Source organism: Paenirhodobacter ferrireducens (genome assembly GCF_004022265.1).
Taxonomy (GTDB): domain Bacteria; phylum Pseudomonadota; class Alphaproteobacteria; order Rhodobacterales; family Rhodobacteraceae; genus Rhodobacter; species Rhodobacter ferrireducens.
In genome coordinates this window covers 36,344-55,799 of the sequence record NZ_SAVB01000017.1, presented here as the reverse complement: position 1 = coordinate 55,799, position 19,456 = coordinate 36,344, and the positions used below count along the sequence as shown (strand labels likewise).

Genomic DNA, 19,456 nt, shown 5'->3' with positions numbered 1-19,456 from the left:
ACCGCGGCGCCAATCCCGCCTTGGTGCTGTGGGGGCTGAAGACCGGCGTCGAGCTCGGCGCGCGGCTGTTCAGCATCAACGCCGAGCTCGACGCCCGCAAGAAGTGATCACTTGCCGCAGGCGCGCAGCTGCGACTGATACATGTTGGCGCGGGTTTGCACCTTGTCGGCGACGGCGAGCAGCCAGCCCTTGGAATTGTGGCTGCCGTTGGCATAGCCCGACCGCCCCTCGTGATAGGCAAGGTACTGGCCGCGCGCGTCGTATTTCGACACGCCGAGCTTCTTCGAGGTTCCGTCCATGTACCAGCCCATGAAATCGGTCGCGTCCTGGATCCGGTTGCGCTTTGCGCTGAAGCGGCGGGTGGCCTCGCGGTAGTCGTCCCAGGTCGAATCGAGGGCCTGGCTGTAGCCATAGGCCGAGCTGGTGCGGCCGAGCGGAATCACCCCGAGCGCGAAGCGATAGGGCGTCTTGGCGGTGCCGACGAATTTCGATTCCTGATGGATCGTCGCCATCTGGACATGCACCGGCACGCCCCAGCGGGCCTCGGTGCGCTTCATCGCGGAGTAGTATTGCGGCTTCTCGCGCGCCAGAAGGCAGGCGTTGTCGAGGTTACGCGGCGCCTGCGAGCTGCCACCCCCACAGGAGGCGACCATCAGCAAGACGGCCAGCTTGAGGTACTTGTTCATCACTGCTCTGCCTGATCGGTCTTGTTTTCTCGTGATTTTACCGGAATTTCCCCGCAGGGGAAATGACAAAGCCATGATCTTGCCGGCCGATTGTGGCAACTGTTGGGCTGCACACCACAATCTGTTTCCCCCGGCACCGGCGCTGCGCGGTGGACAGCAGGGCGGGTAAGGTATTACTTACCTTTCATTGGGGGCAGACATGCAGACCGCACGCGCGAAATATGCCATCGGCCAGATCGTCCGTCACCGGAACCAGTCGTTCCGGGGCGTGGTCTTTGATGTCGATGCGATCTTCTCGAATACCGAGGAGTGGTATCTCGCGATTCCCGAAAGCAGCCGTCCGCTGAAGGATCAGCCATTCTATCACCTGCTGGCGGAGAATGACGACGATTACTACGTCGCCTATGTCTCCGAGCAAAATCTGGTGGCCGATACCACGGGTGAGCCGGTGGATCACCCGGATCTGGACGATTTGTTCGGCGATTTCGAGGACGGGCGCTATCCGTTGCAGTTTCAGCTGAACTGAGCGCGCCGCAGCTCACTGCGCCAGTGCGAGCGGCGCGAGCGGCAGGCGAAAGACCAGCTCGTTGCGGCCGTCGTGGCGGCAATAGTGCAGGTCCTCGACCAGGTCGCGAATCAGGAACCAGCCGAAGCCACCTTCGGGCAGAGTGTCGGGCACCGGGCGCGGGTGATCGCCGCCGATGCCCGACAGGCAGCGCTCGGGCAGCTCGATCCCATCGTCGCAGACCAGGCAGGTCAAACCGCGCCGGTCCCGTGCGAGGGCGAGGGTGATCGTGCCCTTGCCGCTGTTGCCATAGCCATGCCTGACGATGTTGTTGAACACCTCGGCCAGGACGATCTCGAGGGCGCCGGCCTCGTCCGTGGTCATCTGGCGGACGAATCGTGCCAGGGTGCTGTGCAGTGCGGCGCGCACCGACAGCGGATCGGCACTGAAACTGTGCCGGAAGATGGCCTGCTCCGGTGCCGAAGGGTCCGGTTGCGGCTGCGGATGCGAACTCCGCTCAGCCTGCATCGCGCAACCTTTCGGATGTGGCCGCCGCGACGTTCGGATGAATCCGGAACACCGTATCCATCCGGGTCAGCCGGAACACCTTTTCGACCGTGGGCGTGAGCCCGACCAGTTCCAGTTGTCGCGCCGGCGCGAGCGACTTCATCACCGCGACGATCGCACCGAGGCCGGAACTGTCGAGGAAGGTCACATCCGACAGGTCGAGCACGACGCGAGAGGACGGTTGCGCCGTCACTTCCCGCATCCGGTCCTTGAAGCGGATGGCAATCGCCGCGTCGAGGCGTTCTTCCTGCAGGTACACCACCAGCGCCCCGCCGAGGGCTTCCGCATAAAGGTTCATCACCGCGTCTCCGACAACCGTTCACCGTCAAAGGGTATCCGGAAATGCTTACCAAAGCGTATCGCCGGCCCGGAACTACCTGGCGGGGGTGACGCTTTCGCGCATCAGCGCCGGCCCGCCCTGCGCTTCCCCCTTTTGCCCCGCGTGCCCCGCGCCCATATTGGAGCGGAAACCGGAGGCAGCCCATGCAGGTCATTGCTCTCATCATCATCGGCGCGGCGGCGGGCTTCATCGCCACCCGTGCGATGAAGATGGAAACCGACATCCCCACCACCATCGCTATCGGCGTGATCGGCGCGCTGATCGGCGGGCTGGTGCTGCGCTTCCTGGTGGCGCTGACCGGCGCGCTTGGCGGCTTCGTCGGTGCCCTGCTCGGCGCGTTCGTGCTGATCTGGCTGTGGCGCCAGTACGGGCGGCGCTGATGTGGGGGCCGCTTTTCGGACTGGCCGGCATGGCGACGACGCGGCTGACGCTGTGGTCGCTTGGCCTCGCGATCTGGCTGTTGCGCCGGCCGGGAGGCTGGGCGGTGCTTGCCGTCGCGGCGCTGGTCGGCGTGAAGCTTCTGCCGCAGAAATGAGACCATCCGCGCTGCGCCCCGCCGCCGCGCCCCACCCCCGGGAGACCCCATGACCTTGCAAGATTTCCTCGGCGAGAACGCCATCTTCCTGGCACTCGCGGCCTTCGTCATCGTCGCCGTCTATCAGGGGGTGCGGATCGTGCCGCAGTCCGAGAAATACGTGGTCGAGCGATTCGGCCGGCTGCGTGCGGTGCTTGGCCCGGGGATCAACTTCATCGTGCCCTTCCTCGACCGGGTGGCGCACAAGGTCTCGGTGCTCGAGCGCCAGCTGCCCACCACCCGGCAGGATGCGATCACCGCCGACAACGTGCTGGTGCAGGTCGAGACCTCGGTCTTCTACCGGGTGACCGAGCCGGAAAAGACCGTCTACCGGATCCGCGACATCGACGCCGCGATCTCGACCACCGTCGCGGGCATCGTGCGCGCCGAGATCGGCAAGATGGAACTCGATGCCGTGCAGTCGAACCGCGCCGGGCTGATCCACACGATTCAGGAGAATCTCGCCAATGTCGTCGACGACTGGGGGATCGAGGTCACCCGGGCCGAGATTCTCGATGTGAACCTCGACGAGGCGACGCGGGCGGCGATGTTGCAGCAGCTGAACGCCGAGCGCGCGCGTCGTGCCCAGGTCACCGAGGCCGAGGGGCGCAAGCGCGCGGTGGAACTGGCGGCCGATGCCGAGCTTTACGCCGCCGAGCAGCAGGCGAAGGCGCGCCGCGTCACCGCCGAGGCCGAGGCTTTCGCCACGTCGGTGATCGCCGAGGCGATCGCGAAGAACGGGCTCGAGGCGGCGCAGTTCCAGGTCGCGCTGAAGCAGGTCGAGGCGCTGAGCATCGTCGGCAAGGGCGAGGGCAAGCAGGTGGTGCTGCTGCCGGCTGCGGCGCTTGATGCCTTCTCGGATGCCTTCGGGCTGCTCAAGGGGCGGTCGTGATGCTGTGGGAACTTGCCTGGGTCTGGATCGCCGGCGGTGTGGTGCTGGCGCTGCTCGAGATGCTGCTGCCGGGCTTCATCCTGCTCGGCTTCGCGATCGGGGCGGTCTGTGTCGGCGTGCTGATCTGGATCGGCCTTCTGGTCACCCTGCCGCCGATGCTGCTGGTGATGGCGGTGATCGCGGCGATCGCCTGGGGCGTGTTGCGCCGGGTGATGGGCGTGCGCCGCGGTCAGGTGAGGATCTGGCACCACGACATCAACGAGAAATGACCGCCGCGCGCCGGCCGGGGCTGGATTTTCAGGCCCCGGGGCCCTAGTGGACTCGCATCCCGAGATGGAGAGGCGCGATGTACGACGATTTTCCCGAAGAGGCGAAAGGCCTCAAGTATTTCCTCAAGATGGTGACGCTTGCCCTCGTGGGCGTCGTGGTCTGGATTCTGGTGACGCATCCGATGAACGGCGATGCCAGCTCGACCACCACGCTGGCGGTCACGCATCAGCCGTGATCCGGCCGACCCGGCACGGAGCGGAAACGGCGGCCATCGGCCGCCGTTTTTCATGGCTCAGCCGCGGATCTCGGCGAGGATCGCCTGCGCCGCGGTGCGCGGGTCCTTGGCTTGCCAGATCGGGCGGCCGACGACGAGGTGATCGGCGCCCGCCGCCAGCGCCGAGGCGGGCGTCTCGACCCGCTTCTGATCGCCAAGTGCGGCGCCCGCCGGGCGCACGCCCGGGGTGACGATCAGCTTGCCCGCGGCGCCCGGCAGCGCGCGGATCGCCGCCGCCTCGCGCGGCGAGGCGATGACGCCATCCGCCCCGGCCTCGAAGGCGCGTGCGGCGCGTTCGGTGACCAGCGCCTCGATCTCGCCCGGCTTGATCAGCGCCCCGTCGAGGTCGGCGCGGTCGAGCGAGGTCAGAATCGTCACCGCGAGGATTTTCGTGGCAGACCCCGCCGCGCCCTGTTTCGCCGCCTTCACCACATAAGGGTCGCCGTGCACGGTGAGGAAGTCGAGGTCATAGCGCGCGATGCCGCGCACCGCCGCCTCGACCGTGGCGCCGATGTCGAAGAGCTTCATGTCGAGGAAGATCTTCTTGCCCTGTTCCTGCTTCAGCTCGTTCGCCAGCGCGAGCCCGCCGCCGGTCAGCATGCCAAGGCCGATCTTGTAGAAGGAAACGCTGTCACCGAGCGTCTTCGCAAGCGAAAGCCCGTCGAGCGCGGTGGGCAGGTCGAGGGCGACGATCAGGCGGTCGTCGGCGGGCAGCAGATCGGTCATGGTGAGGCTCCGGAGATGGCAGGCAAACGCCCGCCTTTTGCGCCCGAAGCCGGCACCGGTCAAGGAAAAGCAGGGCGCGGGCCCCGCCGGCTCCGCCCGGTTTGTGTTTCGTTCCCGCGCTTTACACCGCGCATATTTTTTCCGCGCAGCCTGTCGCACCCCCCTTGAAGCGACCGCGATCCGCCTCCACCTCCCTCTCAAGACCCGGACCAGAGCGTGCCGTCATGGGCGCTCGATTTTCCCGGGGGCTTCAGAAAAGGAGATACCCGATGAACATGGAAAAGTTCACCGAGCGGTCGCGGGGCTTCATTCAGGCTGCCCAGACCATCGCGATGCGCGAGGGACATCAGCGGGTGGTGCCTGAACACTTGCTGAAAGCATTGATGGATGACGATCAGGGGCTGTCGTCGAATTTGATCCGACGCTCCGGCGGCGAGCCGCAGCGCGTGCAGGAGGCGGTCGATCTGGCCGTGTCGAAACTGCCGAAAGTGTCGGGCGGTGAGGGGCAGGTCTATGTCGAACAGTCGCTGGTGCGCGTGCTCGACGAGGCCGAGAAGATCGCGCAGAAGGCGGGCGACAGCTTCGTTCCGGTGGAACGGATCCTGATGGCGCTGGCCGTGGTCAACACCCGGGCGAAGGACTGTCTCGATCAGGGCGCAGTGACCGCGCAGAAGCTGAACGCTGCGATCAACGATCTGCGGAAGGGCCGCACCGCCGATTCGGCCTCGGCCGAGGAAGGCTATGACGCACTGAAGAAATACGCCCGCGATCTGACCGAGGCCGCGGAAGAGGGCAAGATCGACCCGATCATCGGCCGCGACGAGGAGATCCGCCGCGCCATGCAGGTGCTGTCGCGCCGCACCAAGAACAACCCGATCCTGATCGGCGAGCCGGGCGTGGGCAAGACCGCGATCGCGGAAGGCCTCGCGCTGCGCATCGTCAACGGTGACGTGCCGGAGAGCTTGCGCAACAAGAAGCTGCTTGCGCTCGACATGGGCGCGCTGATCGCCGGGGCGAAATATCGCGGCGAGTTCGAGGAACGGCTGAAGAGCATCCTGAAGGAGATCGAGGCCGCGGCGGGCGAGATCATCCTGTTCATCGACGAGATCCACACCCTTGTGGGCGCCGGCAAGTCCGAAGGCGCGATGGATGCCGCGAACCTGATCAAGCCGGCGCTTGCGCGTGGGGAACTTCACTGCGTCGGCGCGACCACGCTCGATGAATACCGCAAGTATGTCGAGAAGGACGCGGCCCTTGCCCGCCGGTTCCAGCCGGTGATGGTCGAGGAGCCGACGGTCGAGGACACGATCTCGATCCTGCGCGGCATCAAGGAGAAATACGAACTCCACCACGGCGTGAAGATCTCCGACTCGGCGCTGGTGGCGGCGGCGACGCTCTCGCATCGCTACATCACCGACCGCTTCCTGCCCGACAAGGCGATCGACCTTGTCGACGAGGCGGCGTCGCGTCTGCGCATGGAAGTGGACAGCAAGCCCGAGGAGCTCGATGCGCTCGACCGGCAGATCCTGCAGATGCAGATCGAGGCCGAGGCGCTGAAGAAGGAGGATGACGCGGCCTCGAAGGACCGTCTCGTCACGCTCGAGAAGGAGCTGGCCGAGCTCATGGACCGGGCCGCCTCGATGACCGCGAAATGGCAGGCCGAGCGCGACAAGCTCGAGGTCTCGCGCGATCTGAAGGAACAGCTCGACCGGGCGCGCGCCGAACTTGACCAGGCCAAGCGCGAAGGCAACTTCGGCAAGGCGGGCGAGCTGCAATATGGCAAGATCCCGGACCTCGAGCGCAAGCTGGGCGAGGCCGAGGAGAAGGAAGACGGCCAGATGGTTTCCGAGGCCGTCCGTCCCGAGCAGATCGCCGAGGTGGTCGAGCGCTGGACCGGCATTCCGACCACGAAGATGCTGGAAGGCGAGCGCGAGAAGCTGTTGAAGATGGAGGAAGAGCTGCACGGCCGGGTCATCGGTCAGGATGCGGCGATCACCGCCGTCGCCAATGCGGTGCGCCGTGCGCGTGCCGGGCTGAACGACGAGAACCGGCCGCTGGGCTCGTTCCTCTTCCTCGGCCCGACCGGCGTCGGCAAGACCGAGCTGACCAAGGCCGTTGCCGAATACCTCTTCGACGACGACACCGCGATGGTGCGCATCGACATGTCCGAGTTCATGGAGAAGCACTCCGTGGCGCGGCTGATCGGCGCCCCGCCCGGCTATGTCGGCTATGACGAGGGCGGCGTTCTGACCGAGGCGGTGCGGCGCCGGCCCTATCAGGTCGTGCTGTTCGACGAGGTCGAGAAGGCGCATCCGGACGTGTTCAACGTTCTGCTGCAGGTACTGGACGACGGCCAGCTGACCGATGGTCAGGGCCGCACCGTCGACTTCAAGCAGACGCTGATCGTGCTGACCTCGAACCTCGGCAGCCAGGCGCTGAGCATGCTGCCCGAGGGTAGCGATTCGTCCGAGGCGCGGGACGAGGTGATGGACGCGGTGCGGGCACATTTCCGCCCCGAGTTCCTGAACCGTCTGGACGAGATCGTCATCTTCGACCGGCTGACCCGGGCGAACATGGACGGCATCGTCTCGATCCAGCTCAAACGGCTCGAGAAGCGGCTCGCGGCGCGCAAGATCACGCTCGACCTCGACGCCGAGGCGCGAAAGTGGCTGGCCGACGAGGGCTATGACCCGGTCTATGGTGCGCGCCCGCTGAAGCGGGTGATCCAGCGCAGCCTGCAGGACCCGCTGGCCGAGCTGCTGCTGGGCGGCGAGGTGAAGGACGGCAGCACGGTGCATGTGACCGCGGGCCCCGACGGGCTGGTGGTCGGGGGCCGGGTCTCGGCCTCGGCGCGCACGCGCCCAGCCGACGCGCCGCTGCAGTAAGCGCTGCGACAGGATGCGAAGGGGGCGGGGCAACCCGCCCCCTTTTTCATGCCCGCCCGGGCGCGCTAGGATGGCGATCATGCCCGCCCTGTGCCGCGACTGCCTTGCCACCTTCGACGACGCCCCCGCACGCTGCCCGCGTTGCGGGCGCCCGCGCGTGCTCTCCCACCCCGAGCTTTTCGATCTGACCATCGCGCATCTCGATTGCGACAGCTTCTATGCCTCCGTCGAGAAGCGCGACGACCCGACGCTCGCTTCGCGCCCGGTGATCGTCGGCGGCGGCACCCGCGGCGTCGTCTCCACCTGCTGCTATGTCGCGCGGATCTCGGGGGTGCGCTCGGCGATGCCGATGTTCCAGGCGCTGAAGCTCTGCCCCGACGCGGTGGTGATCCGGCCGCGGATGGAGCATTACGCCGCCGTCTCGGCGCAGATCCGCGCGAAGATGGCGGCGCTGACCCCGCTGATCGAGCCGCTCTCGCTCGACGAGGCCTTCCTCGATCTGGGCGGCACGACGCGGCTGCACCATGCGCCGCCGGCGCTGCTGATGGCGCGGCTCGCGCGCGAGATCGAGACCGAGATCGGCGTCACCGCCTCGGTCGGGCTGTCGCACACCAAGTTCCTGGCCAAGGTCGCCTCCGATCTCGACAAGCCGCGCGGCTTTTCGGTGATCGGCCGGGCCGAGACGGCGGAATTCCTGCGCGATCAGCCGGTGTCGATGCTCTGGGGCGTTGGCGCGGCGACGCGCGCGGCGCTGGGGCGGGCGGGGCTGCGCACGCTCGCCGACATCCGCCGGGCGGGACACGCCGCGATGGTGGCGCGATTCGGCGCCTCGGGCGCACGGCTTCATGCGCTGGCTATGGGCGAGGACCCGCGCCGCGTCACCCCCGATGCGCCGGTGAAATCGGTCTCGAACGAGACCACCTTCGACACCGACATCGCCGACCGCGCCCGGCTCGAGGCCTGGCTCTGGGTGATGTGCGAGAAGACCGCGGCGCGGATGAAGGCGAAGGGGCTGAGCGGACGCACCGCGGTGCTGAAGCTGCGGCGGGCGGATTTCTCGGCGCTCAGCCGGCAGCAGCGCCTCGACGAGCCGAGCCAGCTTGCCGACACGCTGTTTCGCGCAACGCTCACCCTTCTGGAGGCGTTGCCCGAGGAGGGGCCGTTCCGGCTGATCGGCGCGGGCTATGCCGATCTGGCGCCCGCAGACGGGCGCGACCCGGTGGGCGACCTGCTCGACCCGGGTGCCGGCCGGCGGGCAGAGGCGGAACGGGCCGTCGATGCGATTCGCGCGAAATTCGGCGCCGGTGCGATCCGCAGCGGGCGCAGCCTTGGCACCGGAGACAAGCTGCCGCGCGGCTGAGCGCTATTCGGCGGCCAGCGAGCCGTGAGCCGTGGTGCTCTCGCGCCCGATCGCCGCGATGCCTGCCACGGCACGTGCCATCAGCGCGCGGAAGTCCTCATACCCGGCCGAGGGCCGAATCGCCGCCTCGTCCATGTAGAGGCCGCGGCTGATTTCGACCTGGATCACCTCGTATCCGCTTGCCGGGCGGCCGTAATGCTGGGTCACATAGGCGCCGGCGAAGGGGGCGTTGCGCGCCACCCGCAGCCCGAGCCGGGCGAAAATCGTCTCGACTGCGGCAACCGTGTCGGGGCGCGCGGCGGCACCGTAGCGGTCGCCCAGCACCACCTCCGCCGGTCGCGGGCCGGCGCCGCTCACCGCCTCGGAGGGCATCGAATGCATGTCGATCAGGATCGCCCGGCCAAAGCGTGCCCGCACCTCGCGCAAGAGCGCGGCCAGGGTGGCGTGATAGGGGCGCCAGACGGTGGCGATCCGCCGCTCGGCCTCATCCCGCGTCAGCTTGCCGGAATAGATTGCCCGGTTCGCCGAGACGACGCGGGGAATCACTCCAAGCCCGGCCTGCACCCGTGGCCCCGCCGCGCCGCGCCCCAGGCCCTCAATCAGCGCCGGGTCGAGCTCTGTCTCGTCGCGGTTCAGGTCGACCCAGGCGCGCGGCAGCCGCGCCGACAGCGCCGCCGCCCCCTCGCGCGGGGCCCCTTCGAGGAAACGGTCGACGAAGGCATCCTCGGAAGAGCGCAGCCGTTGCAGGTCAAGCACCGAGCGTGCCAGCATTTCAGGCGGATAGTCGCGCCCGGAATGGGGCGAGGCGAAGATGACGGCGGTGGTCATCCTCTCCGGCGTCCACAGCCGGTACACTTCAGTCTCGCACAGCTGAACGGCCATTTTTCTCCCCGGTTCAGGAAACAGACTACACCGGATTGTTTTCCTTCCAAAACCCTCTTGAAAGCCGCGCCGACTCCTTTTATAGACCGCCAGACCGAAGCGGTTCCGCCCCGGAACGCCCCGAAATGGGCCGGATGGAAAGCGGGATCACGAGGCTTCACGGGCGGTTAGCTCAGCGGTAGAGCACTACGTTGACATCGTAGGGGTCACTGGTTCGATCCCAGTACCGCCCACCATTCACCGCCCCTTCGGGGGCACATCAGTTTCAGGCGCACGCGCGCCGCGACTAGGAGAAGACCGATGAAGGTCCGCAACTCGCTCCGCTCGCTCAAGCAGCGTCATCGCGATTGTCAGATCGTGCGCCGCAAGGGCCGCGTCTACGTGATCAACAAGACGCAGAAGCGCTTCAAAGCCCGTCAGGGCTGAAGCAGGCTTCGAGCCTCGGAAATGGATGGGCCGCACCGGAGTGATCCGCGCGGCCTTTTCCTTGTTTGCGCCATTGCTTGCGGAGAAGTCGCGGGGGCGCTGCCCCCGTCGCCGGAACGGCGCGGAGGAGGGGGCAGCGCCCCCTGCCACGCTCAGCCGTAGCTGCGCAGGTCCTCGATCACCTTGCCATCGTTCGGCAGGCTGCCGGGCGCCACCAGTTCGATCGCGCCGCGCAGTTTCAGCGCCTCGACCACGCCGCCGGCAAAGCGCCGCGTGTCGGTCGCTTCGGTTTCGATCCGCACCGTCATCACATCCATCTCGCCGTCGCGGGTGGCGATGACGCGGGCGCGTTTCACCTCGGGATGGGCGGCGACGAAGGCCGCGACCTGTTCTGGGCGCACGAACATGCCCTTGATCTTGGTGGTCTGGTCGGCGCGGCCGAGCCAGCCGCGGATGCGCGCATTCGTCCGCCCGCAGGGTGAGACGCCGGGCATCAGCGCGCTGAGATCGCCGGTGGCGAAGCGCACGAGCGGATAGTCGGGGTTCAGCGTGGTCACCACGACCTCGCCCACCTCGCCCTCGGGCACCGGGTCGCCGGTGCCGGGGCGGACGATCTCGACGATCACGCCCTCGTCGAGAATCATCCCCTCCATCGCCGGGCTCTCGTAGGCGATATTGCCCAGATCGGCGGTGGCATAGCATTGCAGGCAGGCGATGCCGCGATCGGCATATTCCTGGCGCAGCGAGGGGAAGAGCGCGCCGCCGCCCACGGCCGCGCGGGTGATTGCCAGACGCTCGCCCATCTCCTCGGCCTTGTCGAGGATCACCTTCAGGTAATCGGGCGTGCCGGAATAGACCGAGGTGCCGACATCGACCGCGGCGCGCACCTGCAGTTCGGTCTGGCCGGTGCCGGCGGGCAGCACCGCGGCACCGACCGCGCGCGCCCCCGATTCGAAGATCATCCCGGCGGGTGTCAGGTGATAGCCGAAGCAGTTCTGCACGATGTCGCCGGGGCCGACGCCGCAGGCATGCAGGAAGCGCCCCATCCGCCACCAGTCGGCGCTGACATCGCCGGGCTCGTAGATCGGGCCGGGGCTCTGGAAGATATGGGCGAAGGCATGGGCGGGCTTCGCCGTCAGCCCACCGAAGGGAAAGGCCGCCTTCTGCGCCGCGCCGAGGTCGGACTTGCGCAGCAGCGGCAGCCGGGCGAGATCCGCGCGCGAGGTGATCGCGGCCGGATCGACCGGGCCGAGATGCGCCGCAAGCCCGGGGGCGGTGAGCGCGCGGGCGATCACCGCGGGCAGGTCGCGCGCCAGCGCGGCCTCGCGTTCATCCTGCGAGCGGGTTTCCAGCGCGTCGAAGTAGCGGCTCATCGGGGTCTGTCTCCGGGTCTGTCCTGGTCGATGCTGCGGCGCAGAATGCTGCGCAGCAATCTTGTGGTTTCAATCTGTTGCGTCACGCAAGCCAGCGCTTGCGTCGGCGATAGCTGCGCACCTCGCGGAAGGATTTCCGGCCCTCGTCCGACATCCCGAGGTAGAATTCCTTCACGTCCGGGTTCTCGCGCAGCGCCTGCGCCGGGCCGTCCATCACCACCCGCCCGCTTTCGAGGATATAGCCGTAATGGGCATAGCGCAGCGCGACGTTGGTGTTCTGTTCGGCGAGCAGGAAGGTCACGCCCTCGCCCTCGTTCACCGCCTTCACGATCTCGAAGATCTGTTCGACGAGCTGCGGCGCGAGGCCCATCGAGGGTTCGTCGAGCAGGATCATCTCGGGGCGCGACATCAGCGCGCGGCCCATGGCGACCATCTGCTGTTCGCCGCCCGAGGTATAGCCCGCCTGGCTGCGGCGGCGCTCCTTCAGGCGCGGGAAATAGGTGTAGACCATCTCGAGGTCGCGGGCGATCGCGGCGCGGCCGTCGGTGCGGGTATAGGCGCCGGTGAGCAGGTTTTCCTCGACGGTGAGGTGCTCGAAGCAGTGGCGGCCCTCCATCACCTGGATCACGCCCTTCTTCACCAGATCGGCGGGCGCCATGTCCTGCAGCCGTTCGCCGCGGTAGATCACCGAGCCCTTGGTGATCTCGCCACGCTCGGATTTGAGCAGGTTCGAGATTGCCTTCAGCGTCGTGGTCTTGCCCGCGCCGTTGCCGCCCAGAAGCGCGGTGATGCCGCCCTTCGGCACCGCCAGGCTGACGCCCTTCAGCACCAGGATGACGTGGTTGTAGATCACCTCGATGTTGTTCACCTCGAGCAGGGTCTCGGTCTTGGCGGCGTCGAGCATGGCGTCCTCCGTGGGGGTGGTCCCCCGGCCCGTGGGCCGGGGGGAGGGGGTCATTTGCAGCGTTCGGTGAGGCCGGCTTCCTTGGCGTAGGCCTCGGAATCGGCGGCGATGAGCGGGTCGAGGACCTCCTTGTCGGGGGCGATGAAGCCGGTGACGAGGGTCCACTTGCCGGCCGCCGCATCCCACTGCTGGATCATCGCGCCGCCCGGGCCGCCGTGATCGGCGCAGGTGGCGGCGAAGGGCTGGCCGAAGTTCGGCAGGCCCAGCTCGGCCATCCGCGCATCGGTGATCTCGAGCGCCTCGAAGCCGTTGCGGACCTCGGCGGCATTGACGTTGGCATGGCCGGCCAGCTCCTGCGCCTTGCGGATCGCCTCGGCGATGACCACGGCGGCATACATGCCGCGCGAATAGATCACCGAGCCCTCGGCCTCGGCCGGGCCGCTCGCCTTGCCGGGATCGTAGACGTATTTCTTCAGGTCGGCGTAGATCGGGTAGTCGGTGCCGACGCCGTGCATGGTCAGCGCCTTGTAGCCGTTCGCGCCGGCGCCGGCGGGCTTGACGTCATTTTCCGAACCCGACCACCAGATGCCGATGAAATGGTCCATCGGGAACTTGATGTTCGCGGCTTCCTGGATCGCCACCTGGTTCATCACGCCCCAGCCCCAGAACAGCACGTAATCGGGCTTGTCGCGGCGCACCTGCAGCCATTGCGACTTCTGCTCCTGGCCGGGGCTGTCGATCGGCAGGGTGGTCAGCTTGAAGCCGTGCTTCTTCGCCAGCTCCTCGAGCGTGCGGATCGGTTCCTTGCCATAGGCCGAGTTGTGGTAGAGCAGGGTGATCTTCTTGCCCTCGAGGCTGCCGCCCGACTGGTCGAGCAGGTATTTCACCGCGACCGAGGCGCCGTCCCAGTAGTTCGCCGGGTAGTTGAACACCCATTCGAAGACCTTGCCGTTCGCGGCCGAGGTGCGGCCATAGCCCGGGGTGTAGAGGGTGATGCCGTCGGCGGCCATCTTCGGGATCAGCTGATAGGTGATGCCGGTCGACAGCGGGTTGTAGGCGAGCGCGCCCATGCCCTTGGTGCTTTCATAGCACTCGACACCCTTCTCGGTGTTGTAGGCGGTCTCGCATTCCGGCACGACGACCTTCTCGCCGCCGATGCCGCCGTCGCGCTCGTTGAGCAAGGTGAAGTAATCGTTGAACCCGTCGGCGTAGGGGATGCCGCCGGCCGCGAAGGGCCCGGTGCGATAGCTCAGGTTCGGCACCACCAGTTCGGCCGAGGCCGGCAAGGCGGTGGCGGTGATGGCCGCGGCCACCAGGGCTGCAAAGGTCTTCTTCATACGCTATTCCTCCCAGAACGTATTCGGTTGATTTCCCGTGACTTTCCCGCCCTCCTCAGTGCGGGAACGGCCACAGGCGCAGTTTCTCCTTCGCCACCCGCCAGAGCTGGGCGAGGCCATGCGGCTCGGCGATCAGGAAGACGATGATGAGCCCGCCCACGATCATCAGCTCGATATGGGCGGCGAGGTCGGTGGGCCAGCCGAGGCCGCCGACGAGCACGTTTTTCAGGAACACCGGCAGCAGCACCAGGAAGGCCGCCCCGGCGAAGGAGCCGAAGATCGAGCCAAGCCCGCCGATGATCACCATGAAGAGGATCAGGAAGGACTTGTTGATGCCGAAAGCCTCGCCCACTTCGGCCGCGCCGAGATAGACCGAGAAGAACAGCGCCCCGGCGATGCCGATGAAGAACGAGCTGACGGCGAAGGCGGTGATCTTGGTGGTCAGCGGGTTCACCCCGATGATCTCGGCGGCGATGTCCATGTCGCGGATCGCCATCCACTTGCGGCCGATGGTGCCGCGGGTGAGGTTGCGGGCGACCAGCGCGACGAGCGTCAGCAGGATCAGGCAGAACATGTATTTCGCGGTGGCCGAGGTCTGTGCGCCGGTGACGAAGACGCCGAACATGCTGCGGTCGGGCGCGGTGATCTGGCCCGAGGCCGAGTAGTTGTAGAACCACGGCACCTTGTTGAAGAGCCAGACCAGGAAGAACTGCGCGGCAAGCGTTGCCACGGCCAGGTAGAAGCCCTTGATCCGCAGCGAGGGCAGGCCGAACAGCACGCCCACGGCGGCGGTGATGCCACCCGCAAGCAGCACGTGGATGAAGACCGGCACATCCGGGAAGGCGGTCATCAGCTTGTAGACCGCATAGGCGCCCACGGCCATGAAGCCGCCGGTGCCAAGGCTGACCTGCCCGGCATAGCCCACGAGGATATTCAGCCCGATCGCCGCGATCGCGTAGATCAGGAAGGGTACGAAGACCGCATTCGCCCAGTAGTCGTCGATGACGAGCGGAATCACGCCATAGGCCACGGCCAACGCGGCATAGAACCCCATGCGGTCGAAGCGGATCGGGAAGGTCTGGTTGTCCTCCCGGTAGCTCGTCTTGAAATCACCTGCCTCGCGGTAGAACATCAGGCCTTCCCCCCGTTGATCGTACGGGGGAAGGCGTGATCCGTCCCCCTCAGCAGCCGCGCTTCAGACGCGCCCAGGCGAGCAAGGCTGCCCCGGCACCGGCCGCGGCCAGTAGGATGTTGAGTGAGTGCAGCGCCGTCGGTTCGTCCGGCGGGGCGGCGAGCGCGATCCAGCCGAAGGCCAGCGCCGCGCCCGAACCGATGGTGAAGACAGTCGCACAGGTTTTCATGACCAAAGGACCTCCCAATCCCTTGCGCGGCCATGACGGGCCGCGTCAGCAACCCTTCCCTCCGACCGGGGCCTCCCTGCCCCTGCGCGATCGGATCTGCGACAGGATGTCGCATCCCCGCCCGGCACTCAACGAAAATCGTGTTTGCGCTAGCAGCCATCGTCACACCCGCTCGATGATGCGTTCGCCGAACAGGCCCTGCGGCCGGAACACGAGGAAGACGAGGGCGAGCACATAGGCGAACCAGTTCTCGGTGGCGCCGCCGATCAGCGGGCCGAGGAAGAACTCGAACAGCTTCTCGCCCATGCCGATGATGAGACCGCCGACGATCGCGCCGGGGATCGAGGTGAAGCCACCCAGCATCAGCACCGGCAGCGCCTTCAGCGCAATCAGGCTGAGCGAGAACTGCACGCCCGATTTCGAGCCCCACATGATCCCGGCGACGAGCGCGACGATGCCTGCGATCGACCACACCAGCACCCAGATGAAGCGCAGCGAGATCCCGACCGAGAGCGCCGCCTGGTGGTCGTCGGCCACCGCGCGCAGGGCGCGGCCCTGTTTCGAATACTGGCTGAAGAGGGTCAGCGCCGTGACCAGCGCCACCGCGACCAGCGCCGCGACGATGTCGAGATTGTCGACGAAGAAGCCATAGCCGAAGAGGCCGTCGGTCACGCTCTCGAGCGTCTCGTTGATGCCCTGCGGCAGGCCGACGTCCAGCGTCTTGATGTCGGCGCCCCACATCACGTCGCCGAAGCCCTCGAGGAAATAGGCCAGCCCGATCGTCGCCATGAAGAGGATGATCTCGGCCTGGCCCACCAGATGCTTCAGCACCAGCTTCTCGATGACGATCGCCAGCAGCACCATCACCCCGGCGGTGAGCCCGATCGCGAGGATCGAGGGCAGCTGCCAGCCGAAGCTTTCGAGATGCCCGCCGGTGATCGCGTTGATGACATGGGCGAAGGGCACCTGCCCCTGCTGGATGCCGACAAGCGTCAGCGCGGCAAAGAGCGCAAGCACCCCCTGCGCATAGTTGAAGATGCCCGAGGCCTTGTAGATCAGCACGAAGCCGAGTGCGACGAGCGCATACATCACCCCCGCCATCAGGCCGTTCAGGGTCACTTCCATCGCGTAAAGCAGCTGGTCAGGCATGGCGGCCTCCCTTCGAGTTCGGTTGCGGACGGGCGTCAGTCATGGGCCACCCCCAGATAGGCGTCGATCACGGCCTGGTTGCTGCGCACCTCCTCGGGCGGGCCGTCGCCGATCTTCTTGCCGTAATCCATCACCACCACGCGGTCGCTCAGGTCCATCACCACGCCCATGTCGTGCTCGATCAGCACGATGGTGGTGCCGAACTCGTCGTTCACGTCGAGGATGAAGCGGCACATGTCCTCCTTCTCCTCGACGTTCATCCCCGCCATCGGCTCGTCGAGCAGCAGGATCTTCGGCTCGGCGGCCAGGGCGCGCGCCAGCTCGACGCGCTTCTTCAGCCCGTATGGCAGGCGACCGACAGGCGTTTTCCGGATGTTCTGGATCTCCAGAAAGTCGATGATCTTCTCGACCTTTTCGCGATGCGCCTCTTCCTCGCGGCTCGCGCCGCCCCACCAGAAAGCCTGGCTGAAGAGCCCCGATTTCATCAGCGTCAGCCGCCCGGTCATGATGTTGTCGAGCACCGACATGCCGTCGAAGAGCGCGATGTTCTGGAAGGTGCGCGCGATGCCGAGTTGGGCGACCTGATAGGGCTTCATCGGCCCGCGCTGATAGCCCTTGAACCAGACCGAGCCCTCGGTCGGCACGTAAAAGCCCGAGATCACGTTCAGCATCGAGGATTTGCCGGCGCCGTTCGGGCCGATGATCGCGCGGATCTCGCCGTCGCGGATGTCGAAGCTGATGTCCTTGATCGCCGTCACCCCGCCGAACTTCAGCGTGATGTTGCGCAGCTCCATCAGCACGCCACCGATCTTGCGGCCGTCGGCGGTGACCCAGCCTTCGTTCATGTCCTTCATTCTGCGGCCTCCGCCAGCTGCACCCCGGGAGCGACGGTCGCGTCGGCAAGCGTCAGCGTCGCCTTGATCGCCCCCTTGCGGCCGTCCTCGTAGGTGACCTCGGTCTCGGTGTAGACGCTGTCGCGCCCGTCATAGAGCGCGTCGATCAGGTCGGCGTATTTCTCGGCCACGATGTTGCGGCGCACCTTGCGGGTGCGGGTCATCTCGCCATCGTCCGCGTCGAGTTCCTTGTGCAGGATCAGGAAGCGGTGGATCTGGCAGCCGGAGAGCATCGGGTCGCGCGCCACCGAGGCGTTCACCTCGTCGATGTGACCGCGGATCATGTCATAGACCTTCGGGTGCCCGGCCAGTTCCTGATAGGAGGCATAGGCGATGTTGTTGCGCTCGGCCCAGTTGCCGACCGCGGTCAGGTCGATGTTGATGAAGGCGGTGCAGCGGTCGCGACCCGCGCCAAAGACGACAGCCTCAAGAATGCTTGGGTAGAACTTGAGCTTGTTTTCCACGTATTTGGGAGCGAAGAGCCGGCCATCGGCCAGTTTGCCGACGTCCTTGGCGCGGTCGATGATGCGCAGGTGCCCCGAGCCTTCCTCGAAGAACCCCGCATCCCCCGTGGCAACCCAGCCCTCGGCGTCCTTGGTCGAGGCGGTGCTGTCGGGGTTGTTGTAATACTCGACGAAAGTGCCCGGCGAGCGATAGTAGACTTCACCGTTCTCGCCGATCTTCACCTCGACGCCCGGCGAGGGCACGCCGACGGTGTCGGAGCGGACCTGACCGTCGGGCTGCTGGGTGATGAAGACCGAGGCCTCGGTCTGGCCGTAGAGCTGCTTCAGGTTGATCCCGAGCGAGCGGTAGAAGTCGAAGATCTCGGGCCCGATCGCCTCGCCCGCGGTATAGCCGACGCGGATGCGCGAGAAGCCGAGCGTGTTCTTCAGCGGCCCGTAGATGAAGAACCCGCCAAGCGCATAGCGCAGCCGGTCGAGCATGCCGACGGGCTCGCCGTCGAGGATCGCGGGGCCGACCCGGCGGGCCAGCGCCATGTAATGGTCGAAGAGCCACTTCTTCACCCGCCCCGCATCTTCCATGCGGATCATCACCTGGGTCAGCTGGCCCTCGAACACCCGCGGCGGGGCGAAGAAATAGGTCGGCCCGATCTCGCGCAGGTCGGTCATCATCGTCGCGGCGTTTTCCGGGCAGTTCACGGTGAAGCCCGCCCAATAGGCCTGCCCGACCGAGAAGATGAAATCGCCCACCCAGGCCATCGGCAGATAGGCGAGCACCTCTTCCATCCGCGTGAGCTTGTCGAAGGAGACCGAGTTCTTCGCCGTCTCGATGATGTTGCGGTTCGACAGAACCACGCCCTTCGGCTTGCCGGTGGTGCCGGAGGTGTAGAGCATCACGCAGGTGCTGTCATAGGTCAGCTCGGCGATGCGGGCCTCGAGCTCTTCCTGATAGCGGTAGTGCCCGGCCTTGCCCTCGGCGATCACATCGGCCAGCGCGTTCATGCGGGAATGGTCGTATTTCCGCATGCCGCGCTTGTCGGTGTACATCACGTGCTCGATCGTGTGGATCCGGTCCTCGATCTCCACGACCTTGTCGACCTGTTCCTGATCGCCGCACAGCACGAAACGCGCGCCGCAATGGCCAAGGACATAGGCCATCTCCTCGGCCACCGCATCCTGATAGAGCGGCACCGGCACCGCGCCGCACATCTGTGCCGCGACCATCGCCCAGTAATGCGCCGGGCGGTTGCGCCCGATGATCGCGATGTGATCGCCGCGGGCGACGCCAAGGCTCAGCAGCCCCATCGCCAGGGCGCGGATCTCCTCGTCCGCCTGGGCCCAGGTCCAGCTTTGCCAGATCCCGAATTCCTTTTCGCGATAGGCCGGATAGCCGCCATACCGCGCCACGTTCCGCGCCAGAAGCGCAGGAATCGACTGCGCGGAGTGCTCCGCCGCCGTTCTGTCCGCCATGTGTCCTCCCTCACGCCGGTCGCCCGGCGTCCTCGCCGCGGGAGGCGATTCCTCCATCGCCCGCCGCGTCATGCCTGAAGGCTGCGGGTCAAAGTTTTCCTGACTTTTTCCGAAATCTAAC

At 66.6% G+C, this 19,456-nt stretch carries 22 protein-coding genes and 1 tRNA gene; 10 read left to right on the top strand and 13 right to left on the bottom strand.

What is annotated here, in order from left to right:
* Positions 1-107: 107 nt before the first annotated feature.
* Positions 108-686: a transglycosylase SLT domain-containing protein gene (locus EOW65_RS13025; RefSeq protein WP_128150090.1), complete on the bottom strand. Its 579-nt coding sequence runs from the start codon at positions 684-686 to the stop codon at positions 108-110.
* A 199-nt stretch (positions 687-885) separates the two neighbouring features.
* On the opposite strand from EOW65_RS13025, the gene hspQ reads away from it, so the two are divergent.
* Entirely contained in the window at positions 886-1,212 is a 327-nt protein-coding gene (gene hspQ / locus EOW65_RS13020) for a heat shock protein HspQ (RefSeq protein WP_128150088.1), read from the top strand.
* Positions 1,213-1,224: 12 nt separating this feature from the next.
* On the opposite strand, the gene EOW65_RS13015 is transcribed toward hspQ, so the two are convergent.
* Positions 1,225-1,719 (bottom strand): ATP-binding protein, encoded by a 495-nt coding sequence (locus EOW65_RS13015; protein ID WP_128150086.1) that lies wholly within the window; start codon positions 1,717-1,719, stop codon positions 1,225-1,227.
* Positions 1,709-2,056, bottom strand: coding sequence for an STAS domain-containing protein (locus EOW65_RS13010; protein WP_113898610.1), 348 nt, complete (start codon positions 2,054-2,056; stop codon positions 1,709-1,711). Before EOW65_RS13010 ends, EOW65_RS13015 begins: the two co-directional genes overlap by 11 nt.
* Positions 2,057-2,241: 185 nt before the next feature.
* Between EOW65_RS13010 and EOW65_RS13005 the strand changes: the two genes are divergently transcribed.
* The 5 genes from EOW65_RS13005 to EOW65_RS20000 all read left to right on the top strand — a co-directional run bounded on the left by EOW65_RS13005 (position 2,242) and on the right by EOW65_RS20000 (position 4,069).
* On the top strand, positions 2,242-2,478 hold the full coding sequence (locus EOW65_RS13005) for a GlsB/YeaQ/YmgE family stress response membrane protein (protein ID WP_128150084.1): 237 nt from the start codon (positions 2,242-2,244) through the stop codon (positions 2,476-2,478).
* A complete protein-coding gene (locus EOW65_RS20005) occupies positions 2,478-2,633 on the top strand; it encodes a hypothetical protein (RefSeq protein ID WP_164880095.1) in 156 nt (51 codons plus the stop codon). Before EOW65_RS13005 ends, EOW65_RS20005 begins: the two co-directional genes overlap by 1 nt.
* A gap of 49 nt (positions 2,634-2,682) precedes the next feature.
* Positions 2,683-3,564 (top strand): SPFH domain-containing protein, encoded by an 882-nt coding sequence (locus tag EOW65_RS13000; protein WP_128150082.1) that lies wholly within the window; start codon positions 2,683-2,685, stop codon positions 3,562-3,564.
* Positions 3,564-3,833, top strand: a complete 270-nt coding sequence (locus tag EOW65_RS12995; protein WP_113898613.1) for an NfeD family protein — start codon at positions 3,564-3,566, stop codon at positions 3,831-3,833. Before EOW65_RS13000 ends, EOW65_RS12995 begins: the two co-directional genes overlap by 1 nt.
* A 77-nt stretch (positions 3,834-3,910) precedes the next feature.
* Positions 3,911-4,069, top strand: coding sequence for a hypothetical protein (locus tag EOW65_RS20000; RefSeq protein WP_164880094.1), 159 nt, complete (start codon positions 3,911-3,913; stop codon positions 4,067-4,069).
* Between the two features lie 57 nt (positions 4,070-4,126).
* On the opposite strand, the gene pyrF is transcribed toward EOW65_RS20000, so the two are convergent.
* Positions 4,127-4,834 carry an orotidine-5'-phosphate decarboxylase gene (gene pyrF, locus EOW65_RS12990; RefSeq protein ID WP_128150080.1) on the bottom strand — a complete coding sequence of 236 codons (708 nt, stop codon included), beginning with the start codon at positions 4,832-4,834 and terminating at the stop codon, positions 4,127-4,129.
* A gap of 269 nt (positions 4,835-5,103) precedes the next feature.
* On the opposite strand from pyrF, the gene clpB reads away from it, so the two are divergent.
* The gene (gene clpB, locus EOW65_RS12985) at positions 5,104-7,719 is read left to right on the top strand and encodes an ATP-dependent chaperone ClpB (protein ID WP_128150078.1); all 2,616 of its coding nucleotides are present in this window, start codon (positions 5,104-5,106) and stop codon (positions 7,717-7,719) included.
* Between the two features lie 79 nt (positions 7,720-7,798).
* Positions 7,799-9,079 (top strand): DNA polymerase IV, encoded by a 1,281-nt coding sequence (locus EOW65_RS12980; RefSeq protein WP_128150076.1) that lies wholly within the window; start codon positions 7,799-7,801, stop codon positions 9,077-9,079.
* 3 nt (positions 9,080-9,082) lie between these two features.
* On the opposite strand, the gene EOW65_RS12975 is transcribed toward EOW65_RS12980, so the two are convergent.
* Complete coding sequence (locus EOW65_RS12975; protein WP_128150074.1) at positions 9,083-9,961, bottom strand: N-formylglutamate amidohydrolase; 879 nt, start codon at positions 9,959-9,961, stop codon at positions 9,083-9,085.
* 161 nt (positions 9,962-10,122) lie between these two features.
* Here EOW65_RS12975 and EOW65_RS12970 point away from each other — a divergent pair.
* Together EOW65_RS12970 and ykgO are read left to right on the top strand one after the other, a co-directional pair.
* Positions 10,123-10,197: transfer RNA gene (locus EOW65_RS12970), tRNA-Val, on the top strand.
* 64 nt (positions 10,198-10,261) lie between these two features.
* Complete coding sequence (ykgO, locus tag EOW65_RS12965; RefSeq protein WP_013069105.1) at positions 10,262-10,387, top strand: type B 50S ribosomal protein L36; 126 nt, start codon at positions 10,262-10,264, stop codon at positions 10,385-10,387.
* A 152-nt stretch (positions 10,388-10,539) separates the two neighbouring features.
* On the opposite strand, the gene EOW65_RS12960 is transcribed toward ykgO, so the two are convergent.
* From EOW65_RS12960 to EOW65_RS12925, 8 genes are all read right to left on the bottom strand, one after another.
* The gene (locus EOW65_RS12960) at positions 10,540-11,760 is read right to left on the bottom strand and encodes a phenylacetate--CoA ligase family protein (RefSeq protein WP_128150072.1); all 1,221 of its coding nucleotides are present in this window, start codon (positions 11,758-11,760) and stop codon (positions 10,540-10,542) included.
* 82 nt (positions 11,761-11,842) lie between these two features.
* Positions 11,843-12,664 (bottom strand): ABC transporter ATP-binding protein, encoded by an 822-nt coding sequence (locus tag EOW65_RS12955; RefSeq protein ID WP_121530517.1) that lies wholly within the window; start codon positions 12,662-12,664, stop codon positions 11,843-11,845.
* Between the two features lie 50 nt (positions 12,665-12,714).
* Positions 12,715-14,001 (bottom strand): ABC transporter substrate-binding protein, encoded by a 1,287-nt coding sequence (locus tag EOW65_RS12950; RefSeq protein ID WP_128150070.1) that lies wholly within the window; start codon positions 13,999-14,001, stop codon positions 12,715-12,717.
* Between the two features lie 55 nt (positions 14,002-14,056).
* Complete coding sequence (locus EOW65_RS12945; protein ID WP_128150068.1) at positions 14,057-15,133, bottom strand: branched-chain amino acid ABC transporter permease; 1,077 nt, start codon at positions 15,131-15,133, stop codon at positions 14,057-14,059.
* 49 nt (positions 15,134-15,182) lie between these two features.
* Positions 15,183-15,362 carry a hypothetical protein gene (locus EOW65_RS12940; RefSeq protein WP_113898621.1) on the bottom strand — a complete coding sequence of 60 codons (180 nt, stop codon included), beginning with the start codon at positions 15,360-15,362 and terminating at the stop codon, positions 15,183-15,185.
* A gap of 162 nt (positions 15,363-15,524) precedes the next feature.
* Positions 15,525-16,511 (bottom strand): branched-chain amino acid ABC transporter permease, encoded by a 987-nt coding sequence (locus EOW65_RS12935; protein WP_128150066.1) that lies wholly within the window; start codon positions 16,509-16,511, stop codon positions 15,525-15,527.
* 35 nt (positions 16,512-16,546) lie between these two features.
* A complete protein-coding gene (locus EOW65_RS12930; RefSeq protein ID WP_121530513.1) occupies positions 16,547-17,365 on the bottom strand; it encodes an ABC transporter ATP-binding protein in 819 nt (272 codons plus the stop codon).
* Complete coding sequence (locus tag EOW65_RS12925; protein ID WP_128150064.1) at positions 17,362-19,335, bottom strand: long-chain fatty acid--CoA ligase; 1,974 nt, start codon at positions 19,333-19,335, stop codon at positions 17,362-17,364. Before EOW65_RS12925 ends, EOW65_RS12930 begins: the two co-directional genes overlap by 4 nt.
* Between the last annotated feature and the right edge of the window lie 121 nt (positions 19,336-19,456).